Origin of the sequence: Hymenobacter elongatus (genome assembly GCF_004745955.1) — a bacterium.
In the GTDB taxonomy this organism is placed as follows: domain Bacteria; phylum Bacteroidota; class Bacteroidia; order Cytophagales; family Hymenobacteraceae; genus Hymenobacter; species Hymenobacter elongatus.
This window is the reverse complement of sequence record NZ_SRLD01000014.1, coordinates 61,701-82,765: the sequence shown is the minus strand read 5'-3', so window position 1 is coordinate 82,765 and position 21,065 is coordinate 61,701. Positions and strand designations below refer to the sequence as shown.

Below are 21,065 nucleotides of genomic sequence, written 5' to 3'. Positions count from 1 at the left end.
CCGTAACTTCGCCACTTCACCAGTTGGTCCGTTTACCGGGCTAACTCCCTACAAGCAACTTCCCGGCTATCTTCGGGGTTCTTAGTGCTCCATTCTTCGCTCTGCCTTTGCTCTCCACCGCTGCTTCTCCCTGGTTAATTCTGCTGTGCCTGGCCGTGGGCGCGGGTTACGCGGCCCTGCTGTACTCGGCCGAAGCACCCTGGAGCAAGTCGGTAAATTACGCGCTGGCGGCCCTGCGCTTCACGGTAGTGAGCTTTTTGTGCTTTCTGCTGCTCTCACCCTTCATCAAAACCACCACCACTACCACCGAGCAGCCCACCATTGTGCTGGCCGTCGATAATTCACAGTCGGTGGGCCTGTTTACGCCCCAGCCGGTGCTGGCACAGGCCACGGCTGGCCTCACGCAACTGGCCGCCACCTTGCGCGGCAAAGGATTTGAGGTGGAGACCCGCACCTTCAGCGCCGGCCTCCGCCCGGCCCGGCCCGATTCGCTGCGCTTCGAAGCCCCCACTTCCGATATCGACGGCCTGCTCACCGGCATCGGGGAAAGCTACGACGGGCGTAATCTGGCCGGCGTGGTGCTACTCTCCGACGGCATCGTCAACCAGGGCCGCTCCCCGGTATTTTCGGAGTTCAACTTCCCGATTTACAGCGTAGCCGTGGGCGACACACTGGCCAAGAGAGACGTGCGGCTGGCCGTGCTGACCTACAACCGCGTGGCTTTCAGCGGCAACCGTTTTCCCATCGAAGCCGAAATAGACTACGACGGCTTCAGTAGCGGCACGGCCACAGTGGAGCTGCGCGAAAATGGCCGGGTGCTGCAAACCCGCCGCGTGCCGCTCACGGGCAGTCGGCGGAGCCAAAAAGCGACTTTTCTGGTAACCACCAACGCCCCCGGCAAGCACCGCTACGAAGTAGTGGTGCGGCCGCTGCCCGGCGAGTTTACGCCGCTCAATAACAGAAAAAGCGCCTACCTCGACGTGGTGAAGGGCAAGCTGCGCGTATTGCTGGCCGGCGCGGCTCCGCATCCCGATCTGAAAGCCCTGCGCGCCGCCATCCAGCAGAACGACAACTTCGCGCTGACGACTTACCTGCCCGGCATCACGCCACTGCCGGCCCAAGACTATGATGTGGCCATTCTGCACCAGCTGCCGGCCCGGGGCGGCATGGGCGCGGAGGTGCTGGCGGCCGTCCGGAGCCGGAAGGTTCCGACGCTCTACATCGTGGGGGCGCAGTCCGATTTCACTGCCTACAACGCCTTCGGCACCGGGCTTACCATTACGCCGCGCGGCTCCCAGACCGATGAGGTGACGCCGGTGCCGAACCCGATTTTTTCGCGCTTCACGTTTGAGGAAGATGCGCTGCGGCGCTACGCGGCTTATCCGCCGGCGGCGGTGCCCTTCGGGGAGCTGCGGGTGAGTGGCGGCGCGGAGGTAGCCTTGTTTCAGCAGGTAGGCCGACTCAAAACGAAGAAGCCGCTGCTGGTGGTAGGTGGGGTACCTGCCCAGCGCCAGGCCACTCTGCTCACCGATGGCAGCTGGCAGTGGCGCCTGCAGGAAGCGGCCGACCACGACGACCGCCCCGAAGCCTACGACCGCCTCATCATCCGGACGCTGCAGCTGCTGACGGCCAACGCCAACAAGAAGCGCCTCGACGTGTATCCCACCCAGGATGCCTTCAGCACCACCGACGACGTGACCTTCGGGGCCGAAACCTACAACGCTATTTTCGAGCGCATCTACGGCCAGCAAATCAAGCTGGCGCTGACGGATGAGCACGACCGTACCCGCACCTTCAGCTTTACCAACAGCGAAGACGGTTCGCCGCTGCACCTGGGCACTTTGCCCGGCGGCCTCTACCGCTACGTGGCCAGTGCTACGCTCGGGGGCCAGGCCCAACAGGATCGGGGCGAGCTGCTGGTGCAGGAGCAGCAGCTCGAAATCCTCGAGGCCCGCGCCGACCACAATATGCTGTATCAACTCGCGCGGCGCGGTGGCTCCCGCCTCTATTTCCCCAGCCAGTTTGGCCAGCTCACGCAGGATATTCAACAGGCGAATGCCAAGCCCATTATATCCAGCCAGGAAGACCTGAAAGACCTGATTAACCTGAAATGGCTGTTCTTCGTGCTACTGGCCTTGGTCACGGCCGAGTGGGCCACGCGGAAGTACTCGGGCGGAATTTAGAGGTGGTTGCGCCAGGCAGCGTTGGGCGGGGCGTTGCTCTGCGTACTGATCCAACCCCACGGCTTGCCGCTACTGCCTCGCGAAGCATTGCGCTGCTATCTTTCTCCAAAGGCCGTTTTACCCTTGCTATGAAAACCCGTTTACTTTTTGCCGCCGTCGCGCTGCTTGCCAGCTGTACCTCCTCGCCCGAGAAGAAAGCAGAATCGGCCGTATCCGAATATGTCGGCAACCGCTTGGGCAACCCGCGTAACTACCGCGCCGGCCGGTTCACGACCAAGCCCTACACGCGGCACGATTCCGTGGCCTATGCTACCAGCGTAGCGCGGCTCACGACCGACACTTCTGCCGGGCCCCAACCACCTATTTCGCTGCCGGCGGCGGCGGGTGCGGTTCGTATTGGTACCTTTGTCAGCCACGCCTACCACGAAGAAACCCAGAATGGCAGCGTCAGCCGCGACAGTGGCGAGTTTGTGGTGTACCCCAGCGGCGACGTGGTGCAGCTGATGCCCGGCACCCGGCTGCGGCAGCGCTAGGTGTGGACCTGCTGGTTTTGATTTCTTTTTTACCCCGTTTTTCTTTCCGCTGATGCGCTACGTTCTCGTCAACAAACCCTTCGAAGTTCTCACCCAATTCACCGACGAGAACGGCCGCGCCACGCTCAAAGACTTCGTGCCCGTACCCGGCGTGTACCCCGTAGGTCGCCTCGACTACGACAGTGAGGGTCTGGTATTGCTCACCGACGACAAGGGGCTGCAGCACCGCCTCTCGGAGCCGCGCTACAAAGTACCCAAAACCTATCTGGCCCAGGTAGAAGGCGTTGTCACGGAGGAAGCGCTGGAAAAGCTACGCCGGGGCGTTGATATTAAGACGAGCTACACCGCGCCCGCCGAAGCCGAGCTGCTGCCCGAGCAGCCCGCCGACTTGTGGGAGCGCAGCAAGCCCATCCGCTTCCGCGCCGCTATTCCAACTTCGTGGCTGAAAATCACGATTTCGCAGGGCATGAACCGCCAGGTGCGCAAGATGACGGCCGCCGTGGGTTTCCCCACGTTGCGCCTCGTGCGCACCCAGATTGCCCATTTGCCCGTAACCGGCCTCGCCCCCGGCCAGTGGCGCGAGCTCACTGAGGCTGAGTCAGCGAAGCTGCGCTCGGCCTACTCGGCTACCAAAATGCCCGGTGAGCGGACGGTAGCGGCCAAAACCGATGCGCCCGCCAAGCCTGCGGCACCTGCCCGGGCCGCCGGGGCTAAACCAGCGGGTGCCAGGCCAGCCGGTCCGAAAGCGGTGGGTTTCTCCAAAACCGCTCCCGGCAAACCGGCCGCCGCTGGCAAAGCCGGCCGCTTCACCGACTCCGACAAGCCCAAGGGCAAATCCGGCTACAAACCTGCTTCGGGCGGCGCGGGCCGCAAGCCCAGCTCCGACCGGCCCGCAGGCGGAGGCCGCAACGGCGGGCGCTAGTGTAGTGAAACAGAAGCTGCTCTGGGTTCTGCTGGCGGGCTTTTTAGCCGTCAATGCCGTAGCTTTTCTGCACGCCTGGCGCTTCACTCACTTCACCGACGAGCCCGGCTCCCACACCAATAGCCCCGAGCAGCTTTCCACTTTGGGTAAAATTGAGATGCTGCTCACCGGCATCAAAAACCCGAAGCCGTGCAACGTGGGGGTACCGGCTTTTGCCTTCTGCACCGTCTCCATTCCGAGCCCCACGGGCAAGCTGGAGGCGTGGTATGGCTCGGTGCCCAAGGCCAAGGGCTGCGTGGCGCTGTTTCATGGCTACACCAGCAACAAGTCGAAGCTGCTGATGGAAGCGGGCGTGTTCCGTAAGCTTGGCTACTCGGTTTTGCTGGTCGACTTCGCCGGCAACGGCGGCTCCGACGGCTTCCAGACCACGGTCGGGTTTCGCGAATCCACGGACGTAGCGGCGGCTTTTGCGTTTCTGCGCCGGCAGCAACCAGTGGTGCCCATTATCCTGTATGGTGCTTCGATCGGGGCCGTAGCCATTCTGCGGGCCGAAAGTGAGTTGGGCGTCAAGCCCACCGCAGCCATCGTGGAATGCCCGTACGGCAGCATGCTCCAAACGGCCAAGAACCGCTTCAGCTCCATGCACGTGCCCACTTTTCCGCTGGCCAACCTGCTGGTATTTTGGGGCGGCGTGCAGAATGGCTTCTGGGCTTTTGACCTCGACGCCACCGCGTTTGCCCACCACGTTACTACGCCTACGCTGCTGCTGTGGGGAGCGGCCGACCCGCGCGTAACGCGCCAGGAAACCGACGTTATTTACGCTGCCCTCCGCGGCCCCAAGCAGCGCCGCGACTTTGCCGGCGTCGGCCACGAGCCATACGTACATAAGTATCCAGCGGAGTGGGAAGCAACTGTTGCAGGGTTTCTGCGGCGACAGTGAGAGCACCCCGCCTGTCAGCCTGAGTGTAGCAAAGCGAACCGAAGAACCTTCCTCGCCTACCCCAGCAAAGTCGATTACCTGCACACAGCCCTTTATCAGCCGCTGATACAGGGCTTTTCGGGCTGAAGAATGTTTGCGGCGCATCACCGGAAGAAGGCCTTCACTTTGCGCAGGAGAGCTACTTGCGATGCTTCCAGGTCGGCGTCTGCCCGGCTGGCAGAAAAGCGGGCGAGGTGGTTTCCCACCAAAGCCAGTCCGTCGCGAAACCCGCCACCGAGGTCATTTAAAATGACAATATGTCACAGAAAAACCCCGATTTCCGGGCTGGTACGCTGCTTGTACCTGCTGTGCCGCCAGCAACTTGCAGGTACAAGCAGATACATCCAACTCATAAAAGATAACCACTCAGATGGGAAAAATAATCGGTATTGACCTCGGCACCACCAACTCGTGCGTGTCCGTAATGGAAGGCAACGAGCCGGTGGTGATTCCAAATAGCGAAGGCCGCCGCACAACGCCCTCCATCGTCGCGTTTCTCGACAACGGTAAGGGCGAGCGGAAAGTGGGTGACCCGGCCAAGCGTCAGGCCATTACCAATCCCCAGAACACGATTCAGTCGATCAAGCGCTTCATGGGCCGCAGCTTTTCGGAAGTAACCGAAGAGTCGAAAATGGTGTCTTACCAGCTCGAAAAAGGATCGAACAACACCGTAGCCGTTAAAATCGGGGACCGGCAGTATACGCCTCAGGAAATTTCGGCTATGGTGCTTCAGAAAATGAAGCAGACGGCCGAGGAATACTTGGGCACCACGGTAACGGAAGCCGTTATTACGGTACCGGCTTACTTCAACGATGCCCAACGCCAGGCCACGAAAGAAGCCGGCGCCATTGCTGGTCTCGACGTGAAGCGCATCATCAACGAGCCAACGGCCGCCGCTTTGGCCTACGGCCTCGACAAAAAGCATAAGGACCAGAAGATTGCCGTGTATGACCTCGGTGGCGGCACCTTCGACATCTCGATTCTGGAGCTTGGCGACGGCGTGTTCGAAGTATTGAGCACCAACGGTGATACTCACCTCGGTGGCGACGACTTCGACCAGGTGATTATCAATTTCCTGGCTGACCAGTTCAGCAGCGAAAATGAGGGCCTTGACTTGCGCAAAGACCCCATGGCACTACAGCGCCTGAAAGAGGCGTCGGAGAAAGCTAAAGTGGAGCTTTCCAGCTCATCGGAAACCGAAATCAACTTGCCATATGTTACGGCCACCGCTTCGGGGCCCAAGCACTTGGTGGTGAAGCTGACGCGTGCTAAGTTCGAGCAGCTTGCCGATTCGCTGGTGCGCCGCTCGATGGAGCCGTGCAAAAAAGCGCTTCAAGATGCCGGTTTGAGCACTTCAGATATCGATGAGGTTATCCTGGTGGGTGGTTCGACCCGCATTCCCCGCATTCAGGAGGAAGTAGAGAAGTTCTTCGGCAAGAAGCCGTCGAAGGGTGTAAACCCTGACGAAGTAGTGGCTATCGGTGCTGCCATTCAAGGCGGTGTGCTCACGGGCGAAGTGAAAGACGTCTTGCTGCTCGACGTAACGCCTTTGAGCCTGGGCATCGAGACAATGGGCGGTGTGATGACCAAGCTCATCGAGAGCAACACCACCATCCCGACCAAGAAATCGGAAACCTTCTCCACGGCTTCGGATTCGCAGCCTTCGGTAGAAATCCACGTATTGCAGGGCGAGCGGCCTTTGGCTTCGCAGAACCGCACTATCGGCCGCTTCCACCTCGACTCGATTCCACCGGCACCACGCGGCGTACCCCAGATCGAAGTAACCTTCGACATCGACGCCAACGGTATCCTGCACGTTTCGGCCAAGGACAAAGGCACGGGTAAGGAGCAGAAAATCCGCATTGAGGCCTCTTCGGGTCTCACCGATGCCGACATTGAGCGGATGCGCAACGAAGCCAAAGCCAACGAAGAGTCGGACAAGGCGGAGACGGAGCGTATCGTGAAGGTGAACGCCGCCGATTCGATGATTTTCCAGACCGAAAAGCAGCTGAGCGAGTACGGCGATAAGCTGAGCGCCGGCAACAAGACGGCGGTGGAAGATGCCTTGGCAGATTTGAAAAAGGCCCACGAAAGCAAGGACCTCGCCCAGATTGACACCGCTATGACGGCTATTAATGCCGCTTGGCAGGCTGCTTCGCAGGAAATGTACAGCGCCACGCAGGGTGGCGAGGCGCAGCCCCAGGGCTACCCCGGCGGCGAAGGCCCGGCCCAGGGTGGCAATGGCCAAGCCGCCGGCCACGACAACGTGACGGATGTGGACTACGAAGAAGTAGACGGCAACACCAACAAGTAATTGCCGCAGTAAGTGAATAAAAAAGGCCGGAAGCACACTGCTTCCGGCCTTTTTTGCTTTGCAGCGCAGCCGACTTCAGTCCGCATCAGACTTGGCTTGAGACGCCGGTGCTTCGAGTTGGCCAGCCCACGCGCTCAGCAATATCGTTGATGTTGTATACCTGCGCCCACAACCGCACTTATTCAGCGGACAAATAACTGGCCGACTGTTTTCTCCTTTTTTATGGCGTCTTTCTTAATTATTGGAGCAGGTATTGGGGGCCTGACCACCGCTCATGCGCTGCTGAAACAAGGCCACACGGTACAGGTACACGAAGCCGCCCCGGAACTGCGTGAGGTGGGAGCCGGAGTAGTACTAGGCGCCAATGCCATGCGCGCCCTGGCCCAGCTGGGTTTGCACGAAGCCGTACAGGCGCAGGGCACGCACATTACCCGGATTTCTGTGTGCGACGGGCAGGGAAACACTCTGCAAACGGCCGACTCCACGTTTTTCACCCGGCAAGTAGGCTACGACAACCTGGGCATACACCGGGCAGCGTTGCAGAAGGTGTTGCTGGCTAGCCTACCCTCGGGTACTGTCAGGCTCGGGTCCCGCTTCGAGCGGTTCGAGGCAACCCCGGCCGGGGTCAGCGTCTACTTTGCCGATGGCACTCACGCCGAGGCCGACGCCCTCATTGCCGCCGACGGGCTTCATTCGCGGGTACGATGCCAGCTGCTGCCGAAGGCATTGCCCCGCTATGCGGGCTATACCTGCTGGCGGGCGGTGCTGGATGCCAACGCCCTGCGGCTTCCGGTCGGGGACTCGTTTGAGTTCTGGGGCAGTGGTGGGCGGCGCATCGGGTACGTGCCGGTGGGCCAGGGCCGCGTATATTGGTTTGCCTGCCTCAACAGCGCTGAGCCCCGTAATACCCGCTTCCAAAGCCTGCGGATGGCTGATTTGCAACGGATTTTCGCGAATTTCCCGGCTCCCATTGCCGAGCTGCTCCAGTTGACCCGTGATGAGCACCTGCTCTGGAACGATATTCTGGATGTGCCGCCCCTGTCGCAGCTGGCGTACGGCCGCGTGCTTTTACTCGGCGACGCGGGCCATGCTACCACGCCCAATATGGGCCAGGGTGCCGGTCAGGCGGTGGAAGATGCCGCTGTACTGGCCGAATGCCTGGCCGCCGGAACTGACCTAAACGCCGCATTCCAGGCGTTTGAGCAACGGCGTCTGCCCCGCACCACCCGCATCGTCACGACTTCCTGGCAGCTGGGTAAGCTGGCTCAACTGGAAAATCCGTTTCTTATTCTCCTGCGCAACACCAGTATGCGCCTGCTGCCCCAAGCAATAAGCCAGCGGCAGATGGCCTGGCTTTACGAGGTATAAGGCAGGCCATCTGCCGCAGGGCAAAAACGAGGTTTTGGCAAATCTCAAACTTACGCTTAGGTGGTCAGCTCCTTTTTCGGCTGGGGGTTGGCAGCTTCCTCCTGCTCCTCTTCTACTTCTTCCTCAAAGCCTTCGTGAATCTTCTCGTTGGCTTCCTCATGATCTTCGTGGTCGGCCTGTTCGCAGTTATCTTCCTGCTCCTCCTTATCGTGCGGCTCGTAGCTGAGCTTGATATAGATGGGAAAATGGTCGGAACCCACGTACGGTAGGCGCGCCATTTCGTCGACCTTAAAATCGGGGGAAACGAATACGTGGTCGAGGGGCCAGCGCAACGCTATATGGTCGGCGTGAAAGGTGGGGAGCAGGCCCCGGCCCACGCGCGGGTCGAGCAGGCCGCTAATGCGCCGGAACAGCTCGGAGGTGTGCGACCACGCCACGTCGTTCATATCGCCGAACACAATGGTGGGTTCCTCCTTACGGTCAATTTCCTTGCCTACGAGCAGCAGTTCCGCGTCGCGCTTGGTGCTGGTTTTTGACTCGGCCGGCGCTGGCGGCTTGGGGTGCAGGCCGTAGAGTCGCACCCAGGTCTGGCCGTCGGCGAGCTGCACCCGGCCGTGCAGCGAGGGCACGTCGTCGTCGAGCAGGTATTTGATTTCGCACTTATCGAGGGGCAGACGCGAAAAAAACAGCAAGCCGTAGGTATTGTCGAGTGGTTCGTGGCAGGTGTAAGGATGGGTTTTCTCCAGCGGCTTTAGCTGCTCATACCACCATTGGTCGGTTTCGACGGCCATAATAATGTCGGGGTCCGTTTCCTGGAGTACGGCCAGGGCCCGGCCGCCCTGCTTATTGTACTGCAGCACGTTCATCACGGCCAGACTCAAGTGGCGCGAGCCATCAGTGAGGGTACTATCCCCGACCTGCTTGCTGGCGACAGGCGTGTAGGGAACAATTCGAAACGACTGGTATCCTACTGCCACCACCAAAGCGGCCAGCAGGCTTAGCCCCCAATAGCCCGGCAGCTCGTGCCAGCCTAGCATAAAGCCGCCGCCCATGGTGATGAGTGTTACCGTTACAATCTGGAGCCGGGGAAAGTCAAAGATGCGAATCCACCAGGCCGTTTCGCGCAGCAGCGGCAACAGCGTTGCTACCAAGGAAGCAACAGCCAAAAACAGCGTGAATCCGTGAATGAGCAGAACCCACAGGGGAGCGTCGAGGTCGGGCACTTACAGGCGAGATGAGGTGGTGAAATGGGAGGCGTCGAAAGGGGAAAGCTGCATACAATGACGTTTGATACGCATTAAACGTCATTTCACGACAAAACAGCTACTGACTCCCTCTTATTCGTCGCTGAAACCGCCTTTACGGAGCTCTTCAATGGTACGCATCACTTTGTCCTTAAGGGAGGTACGATGCTTTTCCAACACATCGGCCAGCCGGGCATTACTAAGCGCCAGCATTTGGGTGGCCAGCACGGCGGCACTAGCGGCCCCATCGATAGCGACGGTAGCTACCGGCACGCCGGAGGGCATCTGCAGCATCGACAGCACCGAGTCGATGCCGTGAATGGAGGTGGAGGAGTTGATCGGCACCCCGATAACGGGCAGCGTGGTGAAGGCGGCCAGCATGCCCGGCAAGTGGGCCGCTCCGCCCCCACCCGCAATTATGACGCGCATACCGCGCTTACGGGCCGTTTCGCCGTACTCAATCAGCCGGTAGGGCGTGCGGTGGGGCGACACGAGCGTGATTTCGTGAGGTACGCCAAACTGCCGCAGCAACTCAGCGGCAGCCGACATTATTTTCAGATCGGACTGACTACCCATCACGATGCCCACCAGAGGCGTGTCGCGGTAGTCATCGGCGGCCGAAGTCGCGGGGGAAGCAGTAGTCATGCGGGGCGGGAAAGAAAAAGACGGCGAGGCCGTCCGTGCGCTTGTACGCGGCAATAGCGCCACGGTTGGCTCCCCAAACATACCATTTTAACCTGTTTGCTGGTACTCAATCCCTCGTACCTTTACCCGCCCCCTCACTTCCCTGCTTCGGTACATGGAAATTCTGCTCGCAACTTTCACCACCCTGTTTTCCGTTGTGAACCCCTTCGGGGCCATGCCCGTGTTCCTGACCATGACGGAGGACGACTCGCCCAGCCACCGGGCCCAGATCGGGCTGCGGGCGTGCCTCTACATGGTGGGCATTCTGTCGGTGTCGTTTTTCGCGGGGCAGTACGTGCTGAACTTCTTCGGCATCAATATTCACCACCTGCGCATTGCCGGGGGCATTCTGCTCATGCGCTCAGCCTTCGACCTGCTCACGCCGGGCGGCAACCGCGACAAAGTATCGCCGGCTACGCTGGAGGAGAGTATGCACAAGGAGGACATTTCGTTTACGCCCCTGGCCATGCCGATGCTGTCGGGGCCGGGCTCTATGGCCGTGTGCATCGGCTTATTTACCAAGAAGCTCACCGTGCTCGATATGGGCCTGATTGTGTTTGGCTTCGTGCTGGTGGCTCTGGCCAGCTACATCATCCTGATGTCGTCGTTGCGGCTGACGCGGTTTCTGGGCCGGCCCGGCATGGCCGCCCTGGCCCGCATTATGGGTTTTCTCACCCTGGCCATCGGCGTCAACTTCCTGGCAACGGCCATCAAGGCGTTGTTTCAGGAATAAGAGTGGGTTTGGGATTTTTCAAAAAGGTCGATTCCATGCTGCCTGATCTGGCAGGACACGAGAATCAAACTCCCAAACACGTTCTAAGGAAGTTACATCCTATGGCCTCCGACACCCGCTACCTCGGGGCGGTTCGGCTTCGGGCGGGCGTGGGCCGTAGTAGCAGTGGGCCGCTCGTCTTGCGGTAGTTCTACTTCCTTGATTCGCTTTGCTATGGCTGCTTTCGATACCACTGAGCACTCCCACCGCCGCTACAATCCGCTGACCGGAGAATGGATATTGGTGTCGCCGCACCGCTCGAAGCGGCCATGGCAAGGCCAGCAGGAAGCTCCGGAGGCCGAAACCCGCCCCGCATACGACCCTACGTGCTACCTCTGCCCCGGCAACACCCGCGCCAACGGGGCCACCAACCCGAGCTACGACAGCACGTTCGTATTCGACAACGATTTTGCCGCGCTCCAGGCCGATGTGCCATCGGGCAGCGTGAATGTAGGCGGGCTGCTGCGGGCCGAAGCGGAGTCGGGCGTGGCCCGGGTGTTGTGCTTTTCACCCCGCCACGACCTCACACTACCCGAAATGGACGTGGCGTCTATCCGCCAGGTGGTGGAGGTGTGGGTGGCGCAATACCAGGAACTGGGCGCGCGGCCGGACATCAACTACGTGCAGATCTTTGAGAACAAAGGCTTTATGATGGGATGCTCCAACCCGCATCCGCACGGCCAGATCTGGGCGCAGCGCACCGTGCCCGCCGACCCGGCCAAGGAAACCGTGCAGCAGGCCGCTTACTTTCAGGAGCACAGCCGTAGCCTACTGGTCGATTATCTGGAGCTGGAGCTTAAGGAGCAAACCCGGCTGGTGTACCAGAACGAGCATTTTGTGACGCTGGTGCCGTACTGGGCAATATGGCCTTTTGAAACCATGCTCCTCCCCCGCCGCCATGTCACGTCCATTGAGCAGCTGAGCGAGGCCGAGAAGTCCAGCTTCGCCGAGGCCCTGCGCGACATTACCATCCGCTACGACAACCTGTTTCAGATTTCCTTTCCCTACTCAGCCGGCCTGCACCAGCGCCCCACCGATGGGCAGCAGCACGAAAGCTGGCACCTGCACATGCACTTCTACCCGCCGCTGCTACGCTCGGCCACGGTGCGCAAGTTTATGGTGGGCTATGAGATGCTGGCCAATCCGCAGCGCGATATCACGCCGGAATGGGCCGCCGACCAACTGCGCAGCCAGCCCACAGTACACTACAAGCAGACGAATGGTTAGCAGAGATGTAGTCGTGTTCCGGCTGTCATCCTGAACATTCCGCGCATGAAGTGGCGGGGAAGGTCTTTTACTCCGCAGCGCATCGTTCAGGATGACAGCCGGAACAACGTTGCTCCAGCCATATACCACTCCATTAAACAGCTTACTTTCAACAAGTAAACCTTACGCCCGTACTTCCCCCAAGCATTGCTGCCCGGCAGACCGTAACTTGCGCCCGATTTACGGCTATTGCGCCCTTTTTTTATGCTGAAGAACGACCTCCTGCTCCGTGCCGCCCGTGGCGAAGAAACCGAACGTACTCCTGTCTGGCTCATGCGCCAGGCGGGCCGTATTCTGCCCGAATACCGGGCCCTTCGTGGCCGGTTGAGCGGGTTTAAGGAATTGGTGGAAACGCCCGAGCTGGCAGCGGAGGTCACTATTCAGCCCGTCGATGCCCTGGATGTAGACGCCGCTATTATCTTTTCCGATATTCTGGTGGTGCCCGAAGCAATGGGCCTGACCTACGAAATGATAGAGGCCCGCGGCCCGATGTTTCCCGAAACCATTAAGTCGGCGCAGGATGTGCAGCGGATGCGCGTGGCCGACCCCGAGGAGCATCTGGGCTACGTGCTGGAAGCCATCCGGGTGACCAAGCGGGCCCTGAACGGGCGCGTGCCTCTCATCGGGTTTGCTGGTGCTCCCTGGACTATTCTGGCGTATATGGTGGAAGGGCACGGCTCCAAAACCTTCTCCAAAGCCCGCCGCATGCTGTACACTAACCCCGAGCTGGCCCACGAGCTGCTGGACAAAATCACGCGCACGACCATCGCCTACCTCCGGGCGCAGGTAGAAGCTGGGGCCAATCTGGTGCAGGTGTTCGACTCCTGGGCCGGTATTCTGCCCCCCGACCACTACCACGAATTCTCGGCCCGCTACATTGCCGCCATCTGCGACGCTATGCCCGCCGGAGTGCCGGTCACGGTATTCGCCAAAGGAGCCTGGTTTGCCATTTCCGATTTTTCGCGCTTCAACTGCCGCACCATCGGGCTCGACTGGAACGAAGACCCCCGGTCGGTGCGGGCGGCTATTGGCAACGACAAAACCTTGCAGGGCAACCTGGACCCCTGCGCCTTGTACGGCACACGGGAGCAGGTACAAAAGTCTACCATTGAGATGCTGCGTCGCTTCGGCCCCCACCGCCACATTGCCAACCTCGGCCACGGCGTATATCCCGACACCAACCCGGATAACGTGCGCGTGTTCGTGAATACGGTGAAAGAGTTCAGCACGCTGGCCCGCGAGGGCAACCTATAACGCGCAGTTTCACTTCGTGGGGCATCCGCGCCGCCCGTGCGGTTGTTGTCGTCTGACGACTCATAAAGTGGAATTTCGCCTTACAACAAAAGCCCTTTTCTACTGGTGTAGGAAAGGGCTTTTTAGTTGTGAAAACCGGCACATCTCAGATAATATATGGCCCCAATTCGCTCACCACGCGAGTATTTTGTGCTACATGGTGGCTTAGTGCACTAGCAGTGCCGCGTCCTGGGCTTCGGCCAGTAGCAGCTGTTTCTCGATGGGCACCACACCCACCTGCTCACATACCAGCCCGCCACCCAGGTTGGCCAGCGCGGCCAATACCGGCGGCGCCAGACCCAAAGCCACGCACAGCGCAGCAATGCTGATAACCGTGTCGCCGGCACCCGACACGTCGGAAATCATGCGCAGGTGGGCCGGAATATAGCTGCGGCCACTGGCAGCCGATTCGGTAAAGACGCCCCGCTCCGAGAGCGTGACCAGCACAATTTCGGGCATCAGCAATTCGCGCAAACGCTCCACGGCGGCTTCAAAGTGCGGCCGGTCAGCATCGGTGTCACCAAATTCCAGCTTGAGGCCTTCGCGTAGCTCCTTCAAGTTGGGTTTGAACAGCGTGCAGTGCTGGTAGGCCAGAAAGTTCTTCTTCTTGGGGTCGACGACGGTAGGAATGCCACGCTGCCGGGCCAAAGCAATAAAGTGGGCAATGCTGTCGGCGTTGAGCACGCCTTTATCATAGTCTTCGAAGATAACGACGTCGGCCCGGCCGATGAGGGCTTCGTAGCGGGCCCGCAATAGCGCGGCTTCGTGAGTGTTGAGGTCGGTTTCAACCTCCGAGTCGATGCGCAGCAGGTGCTGCCCAGCGGCCAGAATGCGCTGCTTGACTGTGGTAGGACGGTGCGAGCTGCGCACGATGCCCTCCGCCGACAACACCTTGTCGCGGAGCAGCTCCAGCAGTTGGTCGCCGCCGGCATCTTCCCCGATTACGGCGCACAGCAGCGGCGTGGCTCCCAGGGCCTGCACATTCAGGGCCACGTTGGCGGCCCCGCCCAGGCGCTGTTCCGTGCGGCTCACATTCACGACCGGCACCGGGGCTTCGGGCGAAATACGGCCCACTTTGCCCCACACGTAAGCATCCATCATCACGTCGCCCACGATGAGCACAGTCAGATGGTTGAAGGCATTAAAGACGGCGGGAAGCGTAGTAAAGGAAGCGACAGTCGGCATCAGAGCGTTTCGAAGAGAAGCGGCAAAGGTAAACAGGCGCAGCGGGATGGGCAGCATGATGGCGCTCTGGTATGAGAGAGGCATTTTTCTATCTGTCATCCTTAGCCTGCGAACGGCCTTGCTGTCCTACCCATAAGTTGCTATCCGAATAGGCTCTTAATGAACGTCCTGCTGAGCGCAGTCGAAGCATCGCTACCGCAGTGCTACTCAATTGGCATTGCAACGAAGCAGTAGAGATGCTTCGACTGCGCTCAGCAGGACGGCCTATTCGAATGGGCTCTGAATACAAAACCCCCTTTACCGCGCAGACGGTAAAGGGGGTTTTCATGCTGCAGTAAGCTTGTCACTAAAGTGACGAGGATGCTTCGTTGCCGCTTCATGCGCGGAATGCTCAGGGTGAGAGTTCCGCACGAGCGAAATTATACCAGCTTAGCCAGACTCGCCTTGATGCGCACAAACGCTTCGTGCAGCCGCTCATCGGAGGCGGCAGTGCTGAAACGCATGCAGTTAGGCGCGCCAAACGCCTCGCCCGTGACAGCCGCTACATGAGCATCGTTGAGCAGGAACAGCGCCAGATCGGAAGCAGTAGTGATGACGACGCCGTTTGGCGCGGTCTGCCCGAAATAGGCGCTGACGTCAGGAAAAATGTAAAAAGCGCCGCTGGGCGTCGGCGTTTTGAAGCCCGGAATTTCCGCTACCTGTTCCAGCACCATATCCCGGCGGCGGCGGTAGGCGGCCACCATCGTATCGGCTGACGAACGGCCTCCCTGCAGCGCGGCCAGGGCGGCGCGCTGGGCCACCGAGCAGGTGCCGGAAGTAATCTGGCTCTGCATTTTCTCGCAGGCCGCCGCAATTTCGCGGGTTGCGGCCAGATAGCCCACGCGCCAGCCCGTCATGGCGTAGCCCTTCGAAAAGCCATTGATGGTAATGACGCGGTCCTTGATGGCGTCGAACTGCGCCAGGCTGACATGCTCACCCACGAAGTTGATGTACTCATAAATCTCATCGGCCAGCACGTGCACCTGGGGGTGGCGGGCTACCACTTCGGCCAGGGCACTTAGCTCGGGCCGCGTGAATACCGAGCCAGTTGGGTTGCAGGGCGAAGAGTACATAATAAGCTTGGTGCGCGGCGTAATGGCAGCTTCCAGCTGCGTGGCCGTCACTTTATAGTCGTTTTCCAGCGTGCCGAGCAGCGTCACGGAAACGCCTTCGGCCAAACGCACCATTTCTTCGTAACTCACCCAGTACGGCGCAAATACGATAACCTCGTCGCCGGGATTGACTAAGCTCATTACCGCGTTGGCCAACGCCTGCTTGGCCCCGGTGCTTACCACAATGTTCTCGGCTTTGTAGTCGAGTTGGTTTTCGCGCTGCAGCTTATCGGCTATAGCCTGGCGCAAATCGAGGTAGCCGGGCACGGGCGTGTACTTCGTGTAGCCCTCATCCAGTGCCTGCTTCGCCGCGTCGCGGATGTATTCCGGAGTTTGAAAATCCGGCTCGCCGAAACTCAGGTTAATCACGTCGATGCCCTGCGCCATTAGCTCGCGGGCTTTTTTGGCCATGGCAATCGTTTGGGATTCCTGCAGAGCGCTGATACGGTCGGACAAGACGGAAGAAGCAAGCGTGGCGGCAGACTCGGCCATAAAGAAGCGGGTTGGGATGGGTGGGGAGGAGCAAAAGTATGGATTTACCGTCTGACTTCCCGGCGCAACAGCCCGCCCCTCCCAGGTGCAGCCCTACGCCTGGCGGCCCAGCTCGCGCAGGCAGCGCAACACTACGCTCAAGTCCATCGAAGGCTCATAATCCTTGGCGTAGAGCAGCTCGAGGCGGCGGCGCGTGGCCTCCGACAGCGCGGTGGCGGCCGGTACGGCATCGGCGGGCGAGAGAATAGGCCGCGCCGTGCGGCGCGGCGGCGCGGCGTAGCGCAGGCCCACCCACGTGCAGGAGCCCATGAGCACGCGCAGACAGTTGCGCAGGAAGCCGACCTTTTCCTTTTCCACCCAGATAAGCAATGGCGCGCCCAGTAGCAGCAGCAGGCTCAGCAGCACGTCGAGCACCCGCTTGTTGCGGCTCTCCTGGGGCCGAAACAGGTTCAGGGCAATATCGAGGGCATAATAGTCGCCGGGAGCGTCTTTTGAGGAGCTGCCGATAATGTATTCACTGTCCTCGGGCAGGATTTTATAGGCTACCGGCGGCTGCTGAGGCAAGGCTACCATCAAGGCAATAATCTGACTGGCTGACAAGTCTTTACCGCAGAAAATCAGCTCATCCAGGGCATATATCCGGATGATATCTTCGAGCTGGCGCACCTCGCCCAGCAAATCGTCGTTGCCGGAGCTGCTTGTTGTTTCCGTGGGGCTCACGTAGCCGATAATGCGGGCCTGCACCGCCGCCGTTTCCAGCAGCCGGCGCACCCGGTGGCTTTCGGTAGCCGAGCCCACGATGGCCACGTTCTTCTGTCGCCGCTCGCTGAGGCGCAGGTCGCGGTAGCGCCAGAAATGAAACGCCAGCCGCCGCCCCACCATCGCCGCCATGCTCCAGGCCCCGCCCAGAATAATGAGCGCCTTGGAAAAGCGGTAGGCATCCAGAAAATTAGAAATAGCCGAAATCAGGACCGTGCCCAGGAAAATACCCCGCACGATACGCGCGGTTTTGGTGGGCCGGTCGTAGGCCCCGCTGAAGTAAGCCGACGTCAGCCAGACCACGATGTAGGCCGGCACAGCCACCAGCATAAAGGCGGCCGGGTAGTCGGTGCGCACGTACTTGTGGTTCTGCTCCCAGTAGGTTTTCAGAAAGTACATGCCGCCGTAGAGCAGGCCGGCATCGAGCAGCACGGGGGCCGCCTGCGCCACCAGCCGCTGCCCCACCGCCACGCCCGCCCGCAGCCAGATAGCCAAGTTGATGAGCAGGGAAAACGTGCCGGCGCGCTGCGGGGCAAAGTGCTTGCGGGCAAAAATCACCATGGCCCGGTAGAACACGAACACGTAGTTGACGCTGGTGCGCTTCGTGCTTTCGCCCTTATAATGAATGATGCGGGTGCCGGGGAAATAGTAATTCTTCCAGCCACCCTGCGTCAGGCGGTACGAGAGGTCGATATCCTCGCCGTACATAAAGTAGTCTTCGTCGAGCAGGCCCACCTGGTCGAGCGCCCGTTGGCGCATCAGCATAAAGGCGCCGCTTAGCACGGCTATTTCGTGGGGTTGGTCTTTGTCCAAAAACCCCAGGTGGTAGCGCCCAAAGGTGCGTGACTTCGGGAACAAGCTGGCCAGGCCAAAAATCTTATAAAAAGCCACGGTGGGCGTGGGCAGGCCGCGCTTACTCTCGGGCAGAAACTTGCCCTGGCCATCCAGCATTTTTACGCCCAGGCCGCCGCCATCGGGGTGCGCGTCCATAAAGTCGCAGCAGGCCCGAAAGGTATCTTCCTCCACCACGGTGTCGGGGTTGAGCAGCAGCACGTATTGGCCCTGTGCCCGGCGCATAGCCTGGTTGTTGGCCTTACTGAAACCCGGATTATCCTTGTTCTCAATGAGAATCACTTCCGGAAAGCGGGCCCGTACCATCGCCACCGAACCATCGACGGAGTTATTGTCGACGACAAATACTTCGGCCGGAGCCCCCAGCTTTTCCACTGCCCGCCGCACCGACAACAGAGCCTGCTCCAGAAAATAGCAGACGTTGTAATTGACAATAACGACGGAAAGCTTCACAGATAGGGCCACGCAGAAAGACGCCGAAAGATAGGCAATCAATGGTACATACCTACTTCCGTAGCGTTAGTAGCGGTATTCACCCTGTATGTACCAGCCCGGCCGTCGGCTGTTGCCAATGTGGTTTTTCCTCGGCTTCTTTACATCATAAATAATCCATTATCTATCTATTTAACCAGTAAACGTTATGCTTAAAAACATTATCAATTCGGCCTCTCCGGCCGTGCTGGGCCTGCTCTTGGGTGGCGCGGCCGTAGTGAGCAGCTGCTCCAAAGAAGAGCAAGTAGCGCCGGGCACTGCCACTGCCGCTACCAAAGCCGAAAACTACACCGGCGAAGCCCTCTACCGGGGTATTTTCTTCTTCGACGGGGAAGTAGCCACCAAAATCCCGGCGTTCGATTCGTACCGGCTTACCATTGGCAAAGGTCTGGCGCAAAACCCCACCCTGGCTACTGTGCGCCGCCGCAATATCGATGCGATGGTCAGCGCGGCGCGGCGCCTGGACCCCACCTATTTCGACCGGTTGAAGCAGGCAATTGCTTCCCAGGATTTCCAGCGCGTGAAAGATGCTATTAAGCAGGGCACAACTCTTAACGAGGCAGTGACACTGCATGCGCTGACGTCGCAGACGGAGAAGGATGCCTATCTGGAGCGCAAAAAGATTCTGCGGACGCTGGACATGACCCGCTATGATTTCCGGAACGAGCAGGACATTACGCGCTACGTACAGGATGCCCGTGCTGCGCTGGCAGCCGCTGGCCAGGAAGTATCGCCGACGGCGATACAGTCGGAAGTATCTATGATCATGGTGTACCAGAGCGGCGATTATGTAGCCTACCAGAGCGTATCAGTATTTATTGCGGAGCATGCGCACGCCTTCTTTGAAAAGCTCAACGATGAATCGTCGGACAGTCAGCTCAAAGTTGACTTGGTCATCAAACAGATTGCGCTGAACCTGTAAGAAAACGACTGGTCGACGGCATACCGGGGCGCTGATTTCCGCCCCACTAGTACTCTATATTCCACATATTCCACTTTATCCTTTCACGTTATGAACTCCTATTTTTCTCCGGTTACATCACTCAAAGCATTAGGTTTGCTGGCGGCGGGCATGTCGCTGATGGTAAGCTGCAGCAAAGACCAAGTTATGTCGTCTGCCGCGCCGACGCCGACGCCGACATCTGTCGCCGACACTAAGTACAGCGGCGAAGAGCTGTTCCAGGGCATCTTTATGGTGCAGGGCCCGGTCGCAGATCGTATTCCTTACCTGGCCCTACAACGCTCGGCTATGGCCAAGGAAAGCCGCCAGCACACGCAGGAGCGACAAGCCGCTATGCGCCAGATAACCACCTTTGTTAAAGAGCTGGACCCCGGCTATTTCGCCGATCTGGCCGACGCCGTGGCCTCACAGGATTTCAGCCGCATCGAAACGGCGCTGCGCAAGGGTGCGGCCCTGCACTACAGCGCCGTGCAAAAGATTGTGCCCCGCCAGCTAGCCACCAAGGCCGCCGGCCAGCCGCTGGACCTGGCCGCGTATGACTTCTCGAAGCAAGCCGACCTGGAGCGCTACATCAAAGATAGTCAGCTGGCCAACACTGGGGTGGCCCAGCAGGAGGAGTTGGAGCAGCCGCTGGTAATCGAAGGCTATGTGATGCAGTTGGATTGGGGCTTGTACCCAGGACCAATGATGCAATTTCAGTGCTTCGTGCCCAACGGCCTGAAAGGCAGCACCGAGCTGACCGAAGCCATGCAAAAGCGGGCCAGCCTGGAAACCGACAAGCTGGTGCGCGACATTGCCTTTGTAGGCAGCCGCAAAGGCTAAGCGCTGGTAGTTCCTGCCCCCGACTGCCGGCCGGGGGTAGTGCCTCGCAACTCGTTGGTCAGGCCTCGCTACCTGTTTTTTTCAAACGCCCTGTTTATCTCGATAAACAGGGCGTTTGTGTAATAGAATTTTCCGGCGGTGCTCCACCTCCTACCTTTCAATTGTCGCTGCGCTACACGCGGCCGGGCGGGCAGTGTGCCCGCTGTTGTTATTCTATCATCCCCCAAAACCCTCATTCTTTATGGAAGCTAAACGCTTTGTTTTTTACCTGTCGCTTCTGATAGCGGGCTTTGTATTGGTCGCTAAGGCCGGGCTGGCGTCGGTGGGCACCAATGCCACCGAAACCTCTTTTCAGGAGCGCTATATGTTTAGCGCGCTGCTGCCCGAGGGCTGGGGCTTTTTCACCCGAAATCCCCGGGAAGAGAAAATCGTGCTCTACCGCATCCGGCCCGACAAAACCCTGACGCTGGCCTCGTACCGCAATTCCGATGCCCGCAACCTGCACGGCCTGTCGCGCCGCAGCCGCCGCATCAACATGGAATTCAGCCGGATGATGGCCGAAGTGCAGGAAAAAGACTGGTCGCGCTACCAAACCTACTCTCTGGCCGAGCTGGTCGGCTCCGACGCCATTGCGCCCGTGCAAGTGGCGTATTCGCCCCTGAAATTTACGCAGCTCACCAAAGGGGCCTACCTCGTGAAGCGCTTCAACCTTGTGCCCTGGGCCTGGGCGCAATACCCCGGCCACTTCACCAACCCGGAGGAATACCTGAAAGTAACAATCGACTAAAAAATA

17 protein-coding genes are annotated in these 21,065 nt (G+C 59.7%); 12 read left to right on the top strand and 5 right to left on the bottom strand.

Annotation, left to right across the window (positions count from 1 at the left end):
- Positions 1 to 107: 107 nt before the first annotated feature.
- The 6 genes from E5J99_RS08995 to E5J99_RS08970 all read left to right on the top strand — a co-directional run bounded on the left by E5J99_RS08995 (position 108) and on the right by E5J99_RS08970 (position 8,299).
- Complete coding sequence (locus tag E5J99_RS08995) at positions 108 to 2,183, top strand: VWA domain-containing protein (RefSeq protein WP_245318821.1); 2,076 nt, start codon at positions 108 to 110, stop codon at positions 2,181 to 2,183.
- Positions 2,184 to 2,311: 128 nt separating this feature from the next.
- Entirely contained in the window at positions 2,312 to 2,716 is a 405-nt protein-coding gene (locus E5J99_RS08990; protein WP_135497392.1) for a hypothetical protein, read from the top strand.
- A 52-nt stretch (positions 2,717 to 2,768) separates the two neighbouring features.
- Positions 2,769 to 3,638, top strand: a complete 870-nt coding sequence (locus E5J99_RS08985; protein ID WP_135497391.1) for a pseudouridine synthase — start codon at positions 2,769 to 2,771, stop codon at positions 3,636 to 3,638.
- A gap of 4 nt (positions 3,639 to 3,642) precedes the next feature.
- Positions 3,643 to 4,578, top strand: coding sequence for an alpha/beta hydrolase (locus E5J99_RS08980; protein ID WP_167852050.1), 936 nt, complete (start codon positions 3,643 to 3,645; stop codon positions 4,576 to 4,578).
- Between the two features lie 409 nt (positions 4,579 to 4,987).
- Positions 4,988 to 6,931 (top strand): molecular chaperone DnaK, encoded by a 1,944-nt coding sequence (gene dnaK, locus E5J99_RS08975; RefSeq protein WP_135497389.1) that lies wholly within the window; start codon positions 4,988 to 4,990, stop codon positions 6,929 to 6,931.
- 222 nt (positions 6,932 to 7,153) lie between these two features.
- Positions 7,154 to 8,299 (top strand): FAD-dependent monooxygenase, encoded by a 1,146-nt coding sequence (locus tag E5J99_RS08970; protein ID WP_135497388.1) that lies wholly within the window; start codon positions 7,154 to 7,156, stop codon positions 8,297 to 8,299.
- A 56-nt stretch (positions 8,300 to 8,355) separates the two neighbouring features.
- Here the strand turns inward: E5J99_RS08970 and E5J99_RS08965 are convergent, their stop codons facing one another.
- Both E5J99_RS08965 and purE read right to left on the bottom strand, forming a co-directional pair.
- The gene (locus E5J99_RS08965) at positions 8,356 to 9,522 is read right to left on the bottom strand and encodes an endonuclease/exonuclease/phosphatase family protein (protein ID WP_135497387.1); all 1,167 of its coding nucleotides are present in this window, start codon (positions 9,520 to 9,522) and stop codon (positions 8,356 to 8,358) included.
- A 114-nt stretch (positions 9,523 to 9,636) separates the two neighbouring features.
- On the bottom strand, positions 9,637 to 10,188 hold the full coding sequence (gene purE, locus E5J99_RS08960) for a 5-(carboxyamino)imidazole ribonucleotide mutase (RefSeq protein ID WP_135497386.1): 552 nt from the start codon (positions 10,186 to 10,188) through the stop codon (positions 9,637 to 9,639).
- A gap of 154 nt (positions 10,189 to 10,342) precedes the next feature.
- On the opposite strand from purE, the gene E5J99_RS08955 reads away from it, so the two are divergent.
- The 3 genes from E5J99_RS08955 to hemE all read left to right on the top strand — a co-directional run bounded on the left by E5J99_RS08955 (position 10,343) and on the right by hemE (position 13,519).
- Complete coding sequence (locus E5J99_RS08955; RefSeq protein WP_135497385.1) at positions 10,343 to 10,960, top strand: MarC family protein; 618 nt, start codon at positions 10,343 to 10,345, stop codon at positions 10,958 to 10,960.
- 213 nt (positions 10,961 to 11,173) lie between these two features.
- The gene (locus E5J99_RS08950; protein ID WP_135497384.1) at positions 11,174 to 12,226 is read left to right on the top strand and encodes a UDP-glucose--hexose-1-phosphate uridylyltransferase; all 1,053 of its coding nucleotides are present in this window, start codon (positions 11,174 to 11,176) and stop codon (positions 12,224 to 12,226) included.
- Positions 12,227 to 12,469: 243 nt separating this feature from the next.
- Positions 12,470 to 13,519 (top strand): uroporphyrinogen decarboxylase, encoded by a 1,050-nt coding sequence (hemE, locus tag E5J99_RS08945; RefSeq protein ID WP_135497383.1) that lies wholly within the window; start codon positions 12,470 to 12,472, stop codon positions 13,517 to 13,519.
- A gap of 204 nt (positions 13,520 to 13,723) precedes the next feature.
- On the opposite strand, the gene E5J99_RS08940 is transcribed toward hemE, so the two are convergent.
- The 3 genes from E5J99_RS08940 to E5J99_RS08930 form a co-directional block, all read right to left on the bottom strand.
- The gene (locus tag E5J99_RS08940) at positions 13,724 to 14,743 is read right to left on the bottom strand and encodes a bifunctional heptose 7-phosphate kinase/heptose 1-phosphate adenyltransferase (protein WP_135497414.1); all 1,020 of its coding nucleotides are present in this window, start codon (positions 14,741 to 14,743) and stop codon (positions 13,724 to 13,726) included.
- Positions 14,744 to 15,162: 419 nt separating this feature from the next.
- The gene (locus E5J99_RS08935) at positions 15,163 to 16,386 is read right to left on the bottom strand and encodes a pyridoxal phosphate-dependent aminotransferase (protein WP_135497382.1); all 1,224 of its coding nucleotides are present in this window, start codon (positions 16,384 to 16,386) and stop codon (positions 15,163 to 15,165) included.
- A 93-nt stretch (positions 16,387 to 16,479) separates the two neighbouring features.
- On the bottom strand, positions 16,480 to 18,450 hold the full coding sequence (locus E5J99_RS08930; RefSeq protein ID WP_135497381.1) for a glycosyltransferase: 1,971 nt from the start codon (positions 18,448 to 18,450) through the stop codon (positions 16,480 to 16,482).
- Positions 18,451 to 18,637: 187 nt separating this feature from the next.
- On the opposite strand from E5J99_RS08930, the gene E5J99_RS08925 reads away from it, so the two are divergent.
- The 3 genes from E5J99_RS08925 (at position 18,638) to E5J99_RS08915 (ending at position 21,059) form a co-directional block, all read left to right on the top strand.
- On the top strand, positions 18,638 to 19,411 hold the full coding sequence (locus tag E5J99_RS08925; protein ID WP_135497380.1) for a hypothetical protein: 774 nt from the start codon (positions 18,638 to 18,640) through the stop codon (positions 19,409 to 19,411).
- Positions 19,412 to 19,501: 90 nt separating this feature from the next.
- Complete coding sequence (locus E5J99_RS08920) at positions 19,502 to 20,272, top strand: hypothetical protein (RefSeq protein ID WP_135497379.1); 771 nt, start codon at positions 19,502 to 19,504, stop codon at positions 20,270 to 20,272.
- A gap of 241 nt (positions 20,273 to 20,513) precedes the next feature.
- A complete protein-coding gene (locus E5J99_RS08915; RefSeq protein ID WP_135497378.1) occupies positions 20,514 to 21,059 on the top strand; it encodes an SdpA family antimicrobial peptide system protein in 546 nt (181 codons plus the stop codon).
- Positions 21,060 to 21,065: the final 6 nt, after the last annotated feature.